The organism is Streptomyces luteoverticillatus (assembly GCF_003970715.1).
Lineage (GTDB): Bacteria > Actinomycetota > Actinomycetes > Streptomycetales > Streptomycetaceae > Streptomyces > Streptomyces abikoensis.
The window spans coordinates 1,870,521-1,884,984 of sequence record NZ_CP034587.1 but is presented as its reverse complement, the minus strand read 5'-3'; the positions used below and the strand labels follow the sequence as shown (position 1 = coordinate 1,884,984).

Here is a 14,464-nt window from a genome sequence, read left to right as displayed (position 1 = left end):
CGAACACCGGCGGTGAGTGGCGATTGTCCGTCCACCGTCAGCCAAAGATCAACTCTTTGGCGGCATATCACTGGGTGGTACGGGGAGCGGTGCGACAGGACGGGTCTGAGACAATTGACGGCGTGATCTCCCGAATCGATCTGCGCGGCGACGCCTTCCCTGTAAATGGCATCGACCGCGACCTGCTGCCCCGTGCCGAGCTCGACGTCGAGGCCGCCCTGGAAAAGGTGCGGCCCATCTGCGACGACGTGCATCATCGCGGCACCGCGGCCCTGATCGACTACGCGGAGCGCTTCGACGGAGTGAAGATCGACCGGGTGCGGGTCCCCGCCGAGGCGATCAGCAAGGCCCTGGCGGAGCTCGAGCCGGCCGTGCGCGCCGCGCTGGAGGAGTCCATCCGCCGCGCCCGCCTCGTCCACCGCGAGCAGCGCCGCACCGACACCACCGTCCAGGTCGTGCCCGGCGGCACGGTCACCGAGCGCTGGGTGCCCGTCCGGCGCGTCGGCCTCTACGTTCCCGGCGGCCGGTCCGTCTACCCCTCGTCCGTCGTGATGAACGTCGTCCCGGCCCAGGAGGCCGGCGTCGGCTCCATGGCCGTCGCCTCCCCGCCCCAGGCCGACTTCGGCGGGCTGCCGCACCCCACGATCCTGGCCGCCTGCGCGCTGCTGGGCGTCGACGAGGTGTACGCGGCCGGCGGCGCCCAGGCCGTCGCCATGTTCGCCTACGGCACCGACGAGTGCCCCCGGGCCGACATGGTCACCGGCCCCGGCAACATCTGGGTCGCCGCCGCCAAGCGGCTGCTCAAGGGCCGTATCGGCATCGACGCCGAGGCCGGCCCCACCGAGATCGCCGTCCTCGCCGACGCCACCGCCGACCCGGCGCACGTCGCCGCCGACCTCATCAGCCAGGCCGAGCACGACCCGCTGGCCGCCTCCGTCCTCGTCACCGACTCCGAGGAGCTCGCGGACGCGGTCGAGAAGGAGCTCGCGGTCCAGGTCGCCGCCACCAAGCACGTCGAGGACCGAGTCCTCCCCGCGCTCGGCGGCCGCCAGTCCGGCATCGTGCTGGTCGACGGCATCGAGCAGGGCCTGGAGGTCGTGGACGCCTACGCCGCCGAGCACCTGGAGATCCAGACCGCCGACGCCGCCGCCGTGGCCGCCCGCGTCCGCAACGCCGGCGCGATCTTCGTCGGCGCGTACTCCCCGGTGTCCCTGGGCGACTACGCCGCCGGCTCCAACCACGTCCTGCCCACGGGCGGCTGCGCCTGCCACTCCTCCGGGCTGTCCGTCCAGTCCTTCCTGCGCGGCATCCACGTCGTGGACTACTCCCGCGAGGCGCTGGCCGACGTCGCGGGCCACGTGGTGACGCTCGCCGAGGCCGAGGACCTGCCCGCCCACGGCGCGGCGGTGAAGGCACGGTTCGACTGGAAGGTTCCGGAAGGCAAGTGACGCAAGTGACCGGAATCGACGATCTCCCCATCCGGGACGAACTGCGCGGCAAGTCCCCGTACGGCGCCCCCCAGCTCGACGTGCCCGTACGCCTGAACACCAACGAGAACCCCTACCCCCTCCCCGAGCCCCTCGTGGCCCGGATCGCCGAGCGCGTCGCCGAGGCCGCCCGGCACCTCAACCGCTACCCCGACCGGGACGCGGTCGAGCTCCGCACCGAGCTCGCCAAGTACCTCACCCGCACCACGGGCCACGAGGTCACCATGGGACACGTCTGGGCCGCCAACGGCTCCAACGAGGTCCTCCAGCAGCTCCTCCAGACCTTCGGCGGCCCCGGCCGCTCGGCCATGGGCTTCGAGCCCTCGTACTCGATGCACGCCCTGATCTCCCGGGGCACCGGCACCGGCTGGATCTCCGGCCCCCGCCGCGCGGACTTCACCATCGACGTGGACGCCGCCGAGGCCGCCATCGCCGAGCACCGGCCCGAGGTCGTCTTCATCTGCTCGCCGAACAACCCCACGGGCACGGCGGTCGACGAGGAGACGGTCCTGCGGCTGTACGAGGCCGCCCAGGCGGCCCGCCCCTCGCTGGTCGTCGTCGACGAGGCGTACGGCGAGTTCAGCCACCGCCCCTCGCTGCTGCCGCTGATCGAGGGCCGCCCGAACCTCGTCGTCTCCCGCACCATGTCCAAGGCCTTCGGCGCCGCCGGGCTGCGCCTCGGCTACCTCGCCGCGCACCCCGCCGTGGTCGACGCCGTCCAGCTCGTCCGGCTGCCGTACCACCTCTCGGCCGTCACCCAGGCCACGGCGCTCGCCGCCCTGGAGCACACGGACACGCTGCTCGGCTACGTCGAACAGCTCAAGGCCGAACGCGACCGCATCGTCACCGAGCTGCGCGCCATGGGCTGCGAGGTGACCGATTCCGACGCCAACTTCGTCCAGTTCGGGCGGTTCGACGACAGCCACGCCGCATGGCGGGCCATTCTCGACCACGGGGTCCTCGTACGGGACAACGGCGTCCCGGGGTGGCTGCGGGTGACCGCGGGCACGCCCGAGGAGAACGACGCCTTCCTGGACGCCGTACGCGCCATTCGCAAGGAGAACAACTGATGAGCCGCGTTGGGCGCGTCGAGCGCACCACCAAGGAGACCTCCGTCCTGGTCGAGATCGACCTCGACGGCACCGGGCAGGTCGACGTGTCGACCGGGGTCGGCTTCTTCGACCACATGCTCGACCAGCTCGGCCGCCACGGCCTGTTCGACCTCACCGTCAAGACCGACGGCGACCTCCACATCGACACCCACCACACCATCGAGGACACCGCCCTCGCGCTGGGCGCCGCCTTCAAGCAGGCCCTCGGCGACAAGGTGGGCATCTACCGCTTCGGCAACTGCACCGTGCCCCTGGACGAGTCCCTCGCCCAGGTCACCGTCGACCTCTCCGGCCGCCCCTACCTCGTGCACACCGAGCCCGAGAACATGGCGCCGATGATCGGCTCGTACGACACGACGATGACCCGGCACATCCTGGAGTCCTTCGTCGCCCAGGCGCAGATCGCCCTCCACGTCCACGTCCCGTACGGGCGCAACGCCCACCACATCGTGGAGTGCCAGTTCAAGGCCCTCGCCCGGGCCCTGCGCTACGCCAGCGAGCGCGACCCGCGCGCGGCCGGAATCCTCCCGTCGACGAAGGGCGCCCTCTAACCGTGAACGGCACGTCCACCGCGCTCATCCTCGTCGGCCTGTTCCTGGCCGGCGGCATCTACTCGTTCGTCAAGCAGGGCATGCCCAAGGGCGTGATCGTGCTGCTCGGCATAGGCGCGACCATGTGCCTGGCCGCCGGCGTGCTGCGTATCGAAGGACTGTGGTCATGAGCACCCCGAAGAAGGTCGTCGTCTTCGACTACGGCTTCGGCAACGTCCGCTCCGCCGAGCGGGCCCTCGCCCACGTCGGCGCGGACGTGGAGATCACCCGCGACTTCGACACGGCCATGAACGCCGACGGGCTCCTCGTCCCCGGCGTCGGCGCGTTCGACGCCTGCATGAAGGGGCTGCGCTCCGCGCGCGGCGACTGGATCGTCGGGCGCCGGCTGTCCGGCGGCCGCCCCGTCATGGGCATCTGCGTCGGCATGCAGATCCTCTTCGAGCGCGGCATCGAGCACGGCGTCGAGACCGAGGGCCTCGACGAGTGGCCCGGCACGGTCGAGCCGCTCAAGGCCGACGTCGTCCCCCACATGGGCTGGAACACCGTCACCCCGGCCGAGGGCTCCGCCCTCTTCGCCGGCCTCGACGCGGACACCCGCTACTACTTCGTGCACTCCTACGCCGTGCGCGAGTGGAAGCTGGAGGTCGGCAACGCCAACATCCGCGCCCCCAAGGTCACCTGGGCCACCCATGGCGAGCCGTTCGTCGCCGCCGTGGAGAACGGTCCCCTGTGGGCCACCCAGTTCCACCCCGAGAAGTCCGGCGACGCCGGAGCGGTTCTGCTCCGCAACTGGCTGGACACGCTGTGACCGCAGCACCCCGCCGTCGCCGCGCCGACGGCCGTGACACCCGGCCGGCTCCCTCATCCGTAAGGTCCACTTCATGACCCACCGCCTCGAACTCCTGCCCGCCGTCGACGTCCGCGGCGGCCAGGCCGTCCGTCTCGTCCATGGCGAGTCCGGCTCCGAGACGTCGTACGGCGACCCGCTTGCCGCCGCTCAGACCTGGCAGCGCGCGGGCGCCGAGTGGCTCCACCTCGTCGACCTGGACGCCGCCTTCGGCACCGGCGACAACCGCGCGCAGGTGGCCGAGGTCGCCCGCTCGATGGACATCAAGGTCGAGCTGTCCGGCGGCATCCGCGACGACGCCTCGCTCGCCGCCGCCCTCGCCACCGGCTGCACCCGCGTCAACCTCGGCACCGCCGCCCTGGAGACCCCCGAGTGGGTCGCCAAGGTCATCGCCGAGCACGGCGACCGCATCGCGGTCGGCCTGGACGTCCGCGGCACCACCCTCCGCGGCCGTGGCTGGACCCGCGACGGCGGCGACCTCTACGAGACCCTCGCCCGCCTCGACTCCGAGGGCTGCGCCCGCTACGTCGTCACCGACATCGCCAAGGACGGCACCCTCCAGGGCCCCAACCTGGAGCTGCTGAAGAACGTCTGCGCCGTCACCGACCGTCCGGTCGTGGCCTCCGGTGGCGTCTCCTCTCTTGACGATCTGCGCGCGATCGCCACCCTGGTACCTGAGGGCGTCGAAGGAGCGATCGTCGGAAAGGCCCTCTACGCCAAGGCGTTCACCTTGGAAGAGGCCCTGGAGGCAGTGTCCGTATGAGCGAAACCCCGGCCCGGCGGCACGTCCAGACGAACAGTCCTTGGGAAGCGGAGATCGGCTTCGCACGTGCCGTCGCGGTCGGGGACCGGGTGCATGTCGCGGGGACGATGCCGCTGGTGAACGGCGTCCTCCACGGCGAGGGCGACCCCTATGTGCAGGCCCGCACGGCTTTCGGCAACGCGCTCGCCGCGCTGAAGGAGTTCGGCCTCGGCACGGAGTCCGTCGTCCGCACCCGGATGTATCTCACCCACGCGCGGGACGTGGACGCGGTCGGCCGCGCCCACAAGGAGCTCTTCGACGCCGTCCGGCCCGCCGCGACCCTGGTCGTGGTCTCCGGCTTCGTCGACTCCCGCGTGCTGGTCGAAGTAGAAGTAGAAGCTTTCAGAGGAGCAACGGCGTGACCCTCGCGGTCCGAGTCATCCCCTGCCTGGACGTGGACAACGGCCGGGTCGTCAAGGGCGTCAATTTCCAGAACCTGCGCGACGCGGGCGACCCCGTCGAAATGGCCAGGATCTACGGGCAGGAAGGCGCCGACGAGCTGACCTTCCTCGACATCACGGCCTCCTCCGGCAACCGCGAGACCACCTACGACGTGGTGCGCCGCACCGCCGAGCAGGTCTTCATCCCGCTGACGGTCGGCGGCGGCGTCCGCACCGCCGAGGACGTCGACAAGCTGCTGCGCGCCGGCGCCGACAAGGTCGGCGTCAACACCGCCGCCATCGAGCGGCCCGAGCTCATCCGCGAGATCGCCGAGCGCTTCGGCCGCCAGGTCCTGGTCCTCTCCGTCGACGCCCGCCGCACGGCCGCCGGCTCCTTCGAGGTCACCACGCACGGCGGCCGCCGCGGCACCGGCATGGACGCCGTGGAGTGGGCCCACCGCGCCGCCGAGCTGGGCGCCGGCGAGATCCTGCTGAACTCCATGGACGCCGACGGCACCAAGGACGGCTACGACACGGAGATGATCACCGCCGTGCGCCGCCACGTCACCGTCCCCGTCATCGCCAGCGGCGGCGCGGGCCGCCTGGAGCACTTCGCCCCGGCGGTCGAGGCGGGCGCGGACGCGGTCCTGGCCGCGTCGGTCTTCCACTTCGGCGACCTGCGCATCGGGGACGTCAAGGAAGCCTTGAAGGGCGCGGGGCACCCGGTGCGCTGACTGAATTCAGCCCGTTGGGGGCACCTCCCAGCGGTAGCTGGGGGAGTTTGAGGACCGGGGGCTCGGGGGCGGAGCCCCCGAAAGAAACGGGAAGGGGCGGGACTGGGGCAGAAAAAGGCCCTAGTCCCGGATCAGCAAGAAGATCGCCCCCACCACCAACGCCAGCGCGATCGCCGCCACGCCATAAGCGACCCGATGCGCCCGCAAAACCGGCAGGTAGTGGTCCACCGCATACGCCCCCGGCCCGGCCAGCGCCAGCGAAGCCGCCGCCACGGCCACCAGCAGCGTGAACTCCACCCCGCTGGGCAGCAGGAATCCGCCCTCCCAGGTCACCCCCAGCGCGTTGACCATCGTCCCGAGCACCGCCGCCGCGGCCAGCGGTGTCAGCAGCCCCAGGAACAGCCCGGCCCCGCCGAGCGACTCACTGAGCCCGGCGATCACGGACATCGCCTTCGGCGCCGGATAACCGGCCTGCTTGAAGTACTGGGCCGTGCCGTCGATGCCCGCCCCGTCGAACCACCCGAAAAGCTTCTGCGTACCGTGCGTGACCATGATGATGCCGAGCATCATGCGCAGCAGCAGAAGCCCCAGGGAGTAGCCGGCCAGCGCTGACGACGGCTGGTCACGCCCCTGCCCGGCGAAGACGTGCGTCGTTCTGCTCCGAAAAGCCATGATCGGCACCTTCTTCCACCCTCGGTACCAGTGTCACCCCGGGTGTCAGGAGAAGCGAGCCTCGGATGCCTCCTACAGCCCCAGCGACGCCGCCCTCAGCTTGGCGATCGCCGTGTCCTCGCCCGCCAGCTCCACCCGCGCCGCGTCCTGCCGGCCGAAGGCGAACAGCAGCAGCTCGCCGGGCTCCCCGGTGACCGTCACCACGGGCGCGCCCTTCTGGGCGACCGCCGTCCGGCCGTCCGGGCGCCGCAGCACCAGGCCCACCGGCGACTTCCGGCCGACCAGCCGGGCGGTGCGCTCCAGCCGGCTCCACAGCGCGTCCGCGAAGACGGGGTCCGGCTCGCGGGGCGTCCAGTCCGGCTGGGCCCGGCGCACGTCCTCGGTGTGGACGAAGAACTCCACGGTGTTGGCCGCCTCGTCGACCTGCTTGAGGGCGAACGGCGAGGTACGCGGCGGCCCGGTGCGGATGAGCTGGATCAGCTCCTCGTACGGCTTGGCCGCGAATTCCGCCTGCACCCGTTCCAGCCGGCCGGCCAGTGGCTTGATCACGACGCCGGCGGCGGCGTCGGGCCGCCGCTCGCGCACCACGGTGTGGGCGGCGAGATCGCGGGCCCGCCAGCCCTCGCAGAGGGTGGGGGCGTCGGGGCCAACCGTCTCCAACAGATCGGCGAGGAGCAGACGTTCGCGCTGCGCATGGGTTGACATGGCGTCAGCCTACGACGCGGGGGACAATGGGGCCATGACCGGCAACACCCGCCCCCTGTCCAACCTCGACCCCGCCATCGCCGCCCGGCTCAAGCGGAGCGTCGACGGCCTGATCCCCGCCATCGCCCAGCAGTACGACACCGGTGAGGTGCTCATGCTCGGCTGGATGGACGACGAGGCCCTCCACCGCACGCTCACCACCGGCCGCTGCACGTACTGGAGCCGCAGCCGCCAGGAGTACTGGGTCAAGGGCGACACCTCGGGGCATCTGCAGCACGTCAAGTCCGTCGCCCTGGACTGCGACGCGGACACGATCCTGGTCAAGGTCGACCAGGTCGGCCCGGCCTGCCACACCGGCACCCGGACCTGTTTCGACGCGGACCTGCTGCCCCTGAACCGCTGAACCGGCGCAGCCAGTAGGCTCCGCGCCATGGCTGCCACGTCCGCACACGCTTCCCACGGCCCCGGCGGGGCCGACGGGGATGTCACCCCCGACGCGGGGACCTTCCGTACGCTCGCGAAGGACCGCCGGGTCATCCCCGTCACCCGCCGTTTCCTCGCCGACGGCGACACGCCCGTGGGCCTCTACCGCAAGCTCGCCGCCGAACGGCCCGGCACGTTCCTGCTGGAGTCCGCCGAGAACGGCCGCACCTGGTCCCGTTACTCCTTCATCGGCGTCCGCAGCGCGGCCACCCTGACCGTGCGCGACGGCGAGGCCCACTGGCTGGGCACCCCGCCCGTGGGCGTGCCGACCGACGGGGACCCGCTGGCCGCCCTGCGGGCCACCGTGGCGACGCTCCACACCCCCCGTGACCTCATCGAGGGCGAGGGGCTGCCGCCCTTCACCGGCGGCATGGTCGGCTATCTGGGCTACGACATCGTCCGCCGCCTGGAGAAGATCGGCGAGCATGGCGAGGACACCCTCGGACTGCCCGAGCTGACCATGCTCCTCACCTCGGACCTCGCCGTCCTCGACCACTGGAACGGCACGGTCCTGCTGATCGCCAACGCGATCAACCACGACAACCGCGAGACCGGCATCGACGAGGCGTACGCCGACGCCGTCGCCCGCCTCGACGCCATGGCCGCCGACCTGCGCCGCTCGGTGGACACCCGGCCCACCGCCCTGCCGGCCTCCGAGCTGCCCGAGTACACCGCCCGCTGGGGCGGCCCGGACTTCATGGCGGCCGTCGAGGACATCAAGGAGCGCATCCGCGCGGGGGAGGCCTTCCAGGTCGTGCCCTCGCAGCGGTTCGAGACCCCCTGCACGGCCTCCGCCCTCGACGTCTACCGGGTGCTGCGGGCCACCAACCCCAGCCCGTACATGTACCTCTTCCGCTTCCCGGACGGCGACGGGGGCGCGTTCGACGTGGTCGGCTCCAGCCCCGAGGCGCTGGTGAAGGTCGAGGACGGGCGCGCGCTGGTGCACCCCATCGCCGGCACCCGCCCGCGCGGTGCCACCCCGCAGGAGGACGCCGCCCTGGCCGAGGAGCTGCTGGCCGACCCCAAGGAGCGCGCCGAGCACCTGATGCTCGTCGACCTCGGCCGCAACGACCTGGGCCGCGTCTGCGAGCCCGGCAGCGTCGAGGTCGTCGACTTCATGTCGATCGAGCGCTACAGCCATGTGATGCACATCGTCTCCACCGTCACCGGCCGCCTGGCCCCGGGACGGACGGCCTTCGACGTCCTCACGGCCTGCTTCCCCGCCGGCACCCTGTCGGGCGCGCCCAAGCCGCGCGCGATGCAGATCATCGAGGAGCTGGAGCCGGCCCGCCGGGGCCTGTACGGGGGCTGCGTCGGCTACCTCGACTTCGCCGGGGACTCCGACACCGCCATCGCCATCCGCACCGCCCTCCTCCGCGACGGCACCGCCTACGTCCAGGCCGGCGCCGGCATCGTCGCCGACTCCGACCCGACAGCGGAAGACGCCGAATGCCGCCACAAGGCCGGCGCGGTCCTCAGAGCAGTCCACACGGCGAACCGGCTGTAGTAGCGGGGTGTGGGCAGGCGTTCCGCAGGGCGGAACGGGTGGGCACACCCACCCACGGCCCGCACCCGCCCACCGCCCCCGCCCTCGGACAAGGGATAGTGGTACCCGTGACCACAGCAGTACCCACTTCCCGCACCAACGGACGCAAGAGCGTCGCCGCCGCCCTCCTCCTGGGCGCCCTGGGCGCAGCCCTGGTCCTCCTGGCCACCGGCCGCACCTGGTCCGAAGGCGCCGCCGCCGCCGAACGCGGCATCAGCATGGCCCAGCAGGCCAGCGGCCAGGAGGTCACGGCCCTGCCCGGCGCCCTGGCGGTCGTCGGCCTCGCCGCGCTCGTCGCCGTCTTCGCCGTGCGCGGCGCGGCCCGCCGCCTCGTCGCCGGGCTGCTCGTGATGAGCGGCGCCGGAGTGGTGGGCGCGTCGGTCACCGGCCTGAGCGACACCACCGCTCTGGAGGAGAAGGCCGCCAAGGTCGCGGGCCTGACCCGGGCCTCCATCGCCGACGTCGGGCACACCGCCTGGCCGTGGGTCGCCGTCGCCGGCGGCGTCCTGCTCCTCCTGGCCGGGCTGCTCGCCCTGCGCTTCGGGCCGCAGTGGCCCGCCATGTCCGGCCGCTACGAGCGCGGCGACGCGCCCGCTCCGCGCCGCGCCAAGGCCCCCGCCGACCCGGACCGGCCCGAGGAGCTGTGGAAGGCCCTCGACCGGGGCGAGGACCCCACGGGCGGCCCCGCGCGATGACACGCCCGGCCGGACGCCAACCCCGGCGCACGGCCGCCCGGCACGTCGGGGACAATGGCCCCAGCGATCTCCGCGCCCCCGGGCGCGCCACAGCAACGAGGAGTCAACTCATGTCGGGTACCGACCACGGACACACCCCGGCCGCCTGGACCGGTGTCACCATCGCCTTCATCGGCTTCTGCATCGCGGGCGCGTTCGTCGTCATGGCCAAGCCCGTCGGTTTCTGGGCCGGCATGGTCGTCGTGGTCCTCGGCGGCGTCGTCGGCGGGGTCATGCGGATGATGGGCATGGGCCAGTCCCCCAAGAAGGCCCTGCAGACGCGGGCCGCCGAGACCGGGGCCTGATCCGTCCCGTCTCTTCGACGCCGAGACGCCGAGACGCCGAGGCGCGGCCCGGGCCCGTACGGGGTACCCCGTACGGATGCCCTGAGCTGCGCCTTCGTGCTATCGGGCGGAGACTGCGCGGTATGACGCGCGCCCCGCTCGAGCCTCTGCCGCGCCGCCTCGCCGCGCCGCTCGGCGTCGCCGCCGGGCTGGGCGCGGCCGTCACCTGGGTGGGCGTGGTGGACCCCAACCGTCCCGGCTCCTATCCGGCCTGCCCGTTACTGCGCTGGACGGGGCTGTACTGCCCCGGCTGCGGCGGCCTGCGCGGCCTCCACGCGCTGGCCCACGGCGACCTCGGCACGGCGCTCGGCGCGAACGTCCTGGCCGTCGCCGGGTACGCCGCGTTCGCCGTGCTCTGGACGCTGTGGCTGGTCCGGGCGGCCCGGACGGGAGGGGGCATGCCCGTCGTGTTCCGGCCGGAACACGGCTGGGCGCTGGCCGGGATCGTGCTGCTGTTCACGGTCGTACGCAATCTGCCGTGCGGCTCGGCACTCGTGCCGTAGATCCCACCCGTAAGCCGTACGTTCGGTGACGGACCCGCCCCGTCGGCGGCCCTGACCGGTTCTGATCGCCACGGATCGACACGGTCCGGTACGGACCGATCCTGATCGTTCGCGTACGGTGTACGTAACGTGAACACCGCGCGCGAGCCCCGCACCACACACCGTGCGCACCGGAGGACGTCCCTCCGGTCGTCCGATGGGCGGGATGCGCGTCAACCGGATGCGAAACCTTCGCCCTCCGGCAAGTACCATCGCAATTGCTTGATGTGGTGAAGTCGTGCCGCACCAGACCTGACCAGCCGATTCCGGAAGGGGGCCGCTCGCGTGAGTGTGCTCGACGAGATCATCGACGGAGTCCGCGCGGACCTCGCGGAGCGGCAGGCGCGCGTGAGCCTCGACGATCTCAAGGAGCGCGCGGCCAAGGCCCCGCAGGCCAAGGACGGCGCGGCCGCCCTCGGCGACGAGAACGTCAGCGTGATCTGCGAGGTCAAGCGGTCCAGCCCCTCCAAGGGTGCCCTCGCCGCCATCGCCGACCCGGCCGGCCTCGCCGCGGACTACGAGGCGGGCGGCGCGTCCGTCATCAGCGTCCTCACCGAGCAGCGCCGCTTCGGCGGCTCGCTCGCCGACCTGGAGGCCGTCCGCGCCCGGGTCGACATCCCGATCCTGCGCAAGGACTTCATCGTCACGGCCTACCAGCTGTGGGAGGCCCGCGCCTACGGCGCCGACCTGGCCCTGCTGATCGTCGCCGCGCTGGAGCAGGAGGCCCTCGTCTCCCTCATCGAGCGGGCCGAGTCCATCGGGCTCACGCCGCTGGTCGAGGTGCACGACGAGGAGGAGGTCCAGCGCGCCGTCGACGCCGGGGCCCGCATCATCGGCGTCAACGCCCGCAACCTCAAGACCCTCGAGGTGGACCGGGGCACCTTCGCCCGGGTGGCGCCCGAGATCCCCGACGGCATCATCAAGATCGCCGAGTCGGGCGTCCGCGGCCCCCACGACCTCATCGCCTACGCCAACGACGGCGCCGACGCCGTCCTCGTGGGCGAGTCCCTGGTCACCGGCCGCGACCCCCGGACGGCCGTGGCCGACCTGGTCGCCGCCGGCGCCCACCCTGCCCTGCGCCACGGACGGGGCTGACGAGCACGATGACCACCGGCCGCGCACGCCGCACGGGACCGGGCCGACGCCCGGCCCCCGCCGGCGTGCCCGCGGCCGGATCCGGGCGGCCGGGCCAGGGCCCGGACTCCCCGCAGTACTACTGCGCCGGGCTCGCGCGGGGCTGCCGCCCCCGCGGCTGCCGGGCGCCCGCGCGCCGCGTGCGCGGCCGCCGGGTGCGGTACCACATCGGCTGTGAGCCGGGTCAGATCAACGGGATGCGATGGCGTCGCGGCGTCCGGCCGTAACCTTCCGTCATCACCGGGCAGCGCGCCCCTAGGCGCGCCCGCGCCCGGAACTTCCGCACATCCCAGGAGTGCTCACATGTCCTCCGGCTTCTTCGTACCCGACCCCGAGGGCCAGGTGCCGAACGCGTCCGGCTACTTCGGCGCGTTCGGCGGCAAGTTCATCCCCGAGGCCCTCGTCGCCGCCGTCGACCAGGTCGCCGCCGAGTACGACAAGGCCAAGGCCGACCCGGCCTTCGCCGCCGAACTCGACGACCTGATGGTCAACTACGCGGGCCGCCCCAGCCCGCTCACCGAGGTGCCGCGCTTCGCCGAACACGCGGGCGGCGCCCGTGTCTTCCTCAAGCGCGAGGACCTCAACCACACCGGCTCCCACAAGATCAACAATGTGCTGGGCCAGGCGCTGCTCACCAAGCGCATGGGCAAGAGTCGTGTCATCGCCGAGACCGGCGCGGGCCAGCACGGCGTGGCGACGGCCACCGCCTGCGCCCTCTTCGGCCTGGAATGCACCATCTACATGGGCGAGGTCGACACCCAGCGGCAGGCGCTCAACGTCGCCCGGATGCGGATGCTCGGCGCCGAGGTCGTCTCCGTGAAGTCCGGCAGCCGCACGCTGAAGGACGCCATCAACGAGGCCTTCCGCGACTGGGTCGCCAACGTCGACCGCACCCACTACCTCTTCGGCACCGTCGCCGGACCCCACCCCTTCCCGGCCCTGGTCCGCGACTTCCACCGGGTCATCGGCGTCGAGGCCCGCCGCCAGATCCTCGAGCGCGCCGGCCGGCTCCCCGACGCCGCCGTCGCGTGCGTGGGCGGCGGCTCCAACGCCATCGGCCTCTTCCACGCCTTCCTGCCCGACGAGGGCGTCCGGCTGATCGGTTGCGAACCCGGCGGCCACGGCGTCGAGACCGGCGAGCACGCGGCCACCCTCACCGAGGGCACGCCCGGCATCCTTCACGGCTCGCGCTCCTACGTCCTGCAGGACGAGGACGGCCAGATCACCGAGCCGTACTCGATCTCCGCCGGCCTCGACTACCCCGGCATCGGCCCCGAGCACTCCTACCTCAAGGACATCGGCCGCGCCGAGTACCGGGCCGTCACCGACGCCCAGGCCATGGAGGCCCTGCGGCTCCTCTCGCGCACCGAGGGCATCATCCCGGCCATCGAGAGCGCCCACGCGCTCGCGGGCGCGCTGGAGGTCGGCCGCGAGTTGGGCGAGGACGGCCTGATCCTGGTGAACCTCTCCGGGCGGGGCGACAAGGACATGGACACCGCAGCCCGCTACTTCGGGCTGTACGACGAGGGGGCCAAGTGATGGCGGGCAACATCGAACTGCTGGGCTCGGTCCTGGCCGCGGCCAAGTCCGAGAACCGCGCCGCGCTGGTGGGTTACCTGCCGGCGGGTTTCCCCTCCGTGGAGGACGGCGTCCGGGCCGTCACGGCGATGCTCGACGGCGGCTGCGACATCGTCGAGGTCGGGCTGCCGCACAGTGACCCGGTCCTGGACGGCCCGGTCATCCAGACCGCCGACGACATCGCCCTGCGCGGCGGCATCAAGATCAAGGACGTCATCCGCACGGTCAAGGAGGCGCACGAGATCACGGGCGCCCCCGTCCTCGTCATGACCTACTGGAACCCGGTCGACGCCTACGGCGTGGAGCGCTTCGCCGCCGACCTGGCCGCCGCCGGGGGAGCGGGCTGCATCCTCCCCGACCTGCCGGTCGAGGAGTCCGAGACCTGGCGCAAGGCCGCTGAACAGCACGGCCTGGCCACGGTGTTCGTCGTCGCCCCGAGCAGCCGCGACGACCGCCTCGCCAAGATCACGGCGGCGGGCAGCGGCTTCGTCTACGCCGCCTCGCTGATGGGCGTCACGGGCACCCGCGAGTCGGTGGGCCGCGAGGCCCAGGACCTGGTGCGCCGCACCCGGTCCGTCACCGAACTGCCGGTCTGTGTCGGCCTCGGCGTCTCCAACGCCACGCAGGCCGAGGAGGTCGCCCAGTTCGCCGACGGCGTCATCGTCGGCTCGGCGTTCGTCAAGCGCCTGCTGGACGCGCCGGACCTGGAGTCGGGCATCGCGGCGGTCCGTTCCCTGGCGGGCGAACTGGCGGAGGGCGTACGCAAGCGCGCGTAACCCTCTCGAGGGTCACGTCCCCCTTTTGAAGGAAACG

18 protein-coding genes are annotated in these 14,464 nt (G+C 72.4%); 16 read left to right on the top strand and 2 right to left on the bottom strand.

Going from position 1 to position 14,464, the window contains the following annotated elements; genetic code table 11:
- The first annotated feature begins 122 nt into the window (after positions 1–122).
- The 8 genes from hisD (at position 123) to hisF (ending at position 5,913) form a co-directional block, all read left to right on the top strand.
- Positions 123–1,448, top strand: coding sequence for a histidinol dehydrogenase (gene hisD, locus EKH77_RS07930; protein ID WP_126913705.1), 1,326 nt, complete (start codon positions 123–125; stop codon positions 1,446–1,448).
- A 5-nt stretch (positions 1,449–1,453) separates the two neighbouring features.
- A complete protein-coding gene (locus EKH77_RS07925; protein ID WP_126913704.1) occupies positions 1,454–2,557 on the top strand; it encodes a histidinol-phosphate transaminase in 1,104 nt (367 codons plus the stop codon).
- Positions 2,557–3,150, top strand: coding sequence for an imidazoleglycerol-phosphate dehydratase HisB (gene hisB / locus EKH77_RS07920; protein WP_126913703.1), 594 nt, complete (start codon positions 2,557–2,559; stop codon positions 3,148–3,150). The genes EKH77_RS07925 and hisB overlap by 1 nt, the downstream gene beginning before the upstream one ends.
- Positions 3,151–3,152: 2 nt before the next feature.
- On the top strand, positions 3,153–3,320 hold the full coding sequence (locus EKH77_RS32955) for a hypothetical protein (protein WP_164737762.1): 168 nt from the start codon (positions 3,153–3,155) through the stop codon (positions 3,318–3,320).
- Complete coding sequence (hisH, locus tag EKH77_RS07915; RefSeq protein WP_126913702.1) at positions 3,317–3,958, top strand: imidazole glycerol phosphate synthase subunit HisH; 642 nt, start codon at positions 3,317–3,319, stop codon at positions 3,956–3,958. The genes EKH77_RS32955 and hisH overlap by 4 nt, the downstream gene beginning before the upstream one ends.
- Positions 3,959–4,031: 73 nt before the next feature.
- Positions 4,032–4,760 carry a bifunctional 1-(5-phosphoribosyl)-5-((5-phosphoribosylamino)methylideneamino)imidazole-4-carboxamide isomerase/phosphoribosylanthranilate isomerase PriA gene (gene priA, locus EKH77_RS07910; protein ID WP_126913701.1) on the top strand — a complete coding sequence of 243 codons (729 nt, stop codon included), beginning with the start codon at positions 4,032–4,034 and terminating at the stop codon, positions 4,758–4,760.
- Positions 4,757–5,161 carry a RidA family protein gene (locus tag EKH77_RS07905; protein ID WP_126913700.1) on the top strand — a complete coding sequence of 135 codons (405 nt, stop codon included), beginning with the start codon at positions 4,757–4,759 and terminating at the stop codon, positions 5,159–5,161. Before priA ends, EKH77_RS07905 begins: the two co-directional genes overlap by 4 nt.
- Positions 5,158–5,913 carry an imidazole glycerol phosphate synthase subunit HisF gene (hisF, locus tag EKH77_RS07900; protein WP_126913699.1) on the top strand — a complete coding sequence of 252 codons (756 nt, stop codon included), beginning with the start codon at positions 5,158–5,160 and terminating at the stop codon, positions 5,911–5,913. The genes EKH77_RS07905 and hisF overlap by 4 nt, the downstream gene beginning before the upstream one ends.
- A gap of 120 nt (positions 5,914–6,033) precedes the next feature.
- On the opposite strand, the gene EKH77_RS07895 is transcribed toward hisF, so the two are convergent.
- Positions 6,034–6,585: a DoxX family protein gene (locus tag EKH77_RS07895; RefSeq protein ID WP_126913698.1), complete on the bottom strand. Its 552-nt coding sequence runs from the start codon at positions 6,583–6,585 to the stop codon at positions 6,034–6,036.
- 72 nt (positions 6,586–6,657) lie between these two features.
- Positions 6,658–7,290, bottom strand: coding sequence for a TIGR03085 family metal-binding protein (locus EKH77_RS07890; protein ID WP_126913697.1), 633 nt, complete (start codon positions 7,288–7,290; stop codon positions 6,658–6,660).
- A 34-nt stretch (positions 7,291–7,324) separates the two neighbouring features.
- Between EKH77_RS07890 and hisI the strand changes: the two genes are divergently transcribed.
- From hisI to trpA, 8 genes are all read left to right on the top strand, one after another.
- Positions 7,325–7,693, top strand: a complete 369-nt coding sequence (gene hisI / locus EKH77_RS07885) for a phosphoribosyl-AMP cyclohydrolase (RefSeq protein WP_126913696.1) — start codon at positions 7,325–7,327, stop codon at positions 7,691–7,693.
- Positions 7,694–7,720: 27 nt separating this feature from the next.
- Complete coding sequence (locus EKH77_RS07880) at positions 7,721–9,280, top strand: anthranilate synthase component I (RefSeq protein WP_126913695.1); 1,560 nt, start codon at positions 7,721–7,723, stop codon at positions 9,278–9,280.
- A 107-nt stretch (positions 9,281–9,387) separates the two neighbouring features.
- Positions 9,388–10,014, top strand: a complete 627-nt coding sequence (locus EKH77_RS07875; protein ID WP_240667262.1) for a TIGR02234 family membrane protein — start codon at positions 9,388–9,390, stop codon at positions 10,012–10,014.
- 110 nt (positions 10,015–10,124) lie between these two features.
- Positions 10,125–10,358 (top strand): HGxxPAAW family protein, encoded by a 234-nt coding sequence (locus tag EKH77_RS07870; RefSeq protein ID WP_126913693.1) that lies wholly within the window; start codon positions 10,125–10,127, stop codon positions 10,356–10,358.
- A 122-nt stretch (positions 10,359–10,480) separates the two neighbouring features.
- Complete coding sequence (locus EKH77_RS07865) at positions 10,481–10,900, top strand: DUF2752 domain-containing protein (RefSeq protein WP_126913692.1); 420 nt, start codon at positions 10,481–10,483, stop codon at positions 10,898–10,900.
- A 324-nt stretch (positions 10,901–11,224) separates the two neighbouring features.
- Positions 11,225–12,034: an indole-3-glycerol phosphate synthase TrpC gene (gene trpC, locus EKH77_RS07860; RefSeq protein WP_126913691.1), complete on the top strand. Its 810-nt coding sequence runs from the start codon at positions 11,225–11,227 to the stop codon at positions 12,032–12,034.
- Positions 12,035–12,376: 342 nt separating this feature from the next.
- A complete protein-coding gene (gene trpB / locus EKH77_RS07850) occupies positions 12,377–13,612 on the top strand; it encodes a tryptophan synthase subunit beta (RefSeq protein ID WP_126913689.1) in 1,236 nt (411 codons plus the stop codon).
- Positions 13,612–14,427: a tryptophan synthase subunit alpha gene (trpA, locus tag EKH77_RS07845; protein WP_126913688.1), complete on the top strand. Its 816-nt coding sequence runs from the start codon at positions 13,612–13,614 to the stop codon at positions 14,425–14,427. The genes trpB and trpA overlap by 1 nt, the downstream gene beginning before the upstream one ends.
- The last annotated feature ends 37 nt before the right edge of the window (positions 14,428–14,464 follow it).

Bases quoted from the DNA above. Each gene is read 5' to 3' on its own strand.
- hisB (WP_126913703.1), top strand. From the start codon at position 2,557: ATGAGCCGCGTTGGGCGCGTCGAGCGCACCACCAAGGAGACCTCCGTC.
- hisH (WP_126913702.1), top strand. From the start codon at position 3,317: ATGAGCACCCCGAAGAAGGTCGTCGTCTTCGACTACGGCTTCGGCAAC.
- priA (WP_126913701.1), top strand. From the start codon at position 4,032: ATGACCCACCGCCTCGAACTCCTGCCCGCCGTCGACGTCCGCGGCGGC.
- EKH77_RS07905 (WP_126913700.1), top strand. From the start codon at position 4,757: ATGAGCGAAACCCCGGCCCGGCGGCACGTCCAGACGAACAGTCCTTGG.
- EKH77_RS07895 (WP_126913698.1), bottom strand. From the start codon at position 6,585: ATGGCTTTTCGGAGCAGAACGACGCACGTCTTCGCCGGGCAGGGGCGT.
- EKH77_RS07890 (WP_126913697.1), bottom strand. From the start codon at position 7,290: ATGTCAACCCATGCGCAGCGCGAACGTCTGCTCCTCGCCGATCTGTTG.
- hisI (WP_126913696.1), top strand. From the start codon at position 7,325: ATGACCGGCAACACCCGCCCCCTGTCCAACCTCGACCCCGCCATCGCC.
- EKH77_RS07880 (WP_126913695.1), top strand. From the start codon at position 7,721: ATGGCTGCCACGTCCGCACACGCTTCCCACGGCCCCGGCGGGGCCGAC.
- EKH77_RS07870 (WP_126913693.1), top strand. From the start codon at position 10,125: ATGTCGGGTACCGACCACGGACACACCCCGGCCGCCTGGACCGGTGTC.
- EKH77_RS07865 (WP_126913692.1), top strand. From the start codon at position 10,481: ATGACGCGCGCCCCGCTCGAGCCTCTGCCGCGCCGCCTCGCCGCGCCG.
- trpB (WP_126913689.1), top strand. From the start codon at position 12,377: ATGTCCTCCGGCTTCTTCGTACCCGACCCCGAGGGCCAGGTGCCGAAC.
- trpA (WP_126913688.1), top strand. From the start codon at position 13,612: ATGGCGGGCAACATCGAACTGCTGGGCTCGGTCCTGGCCGCGGCCAAG.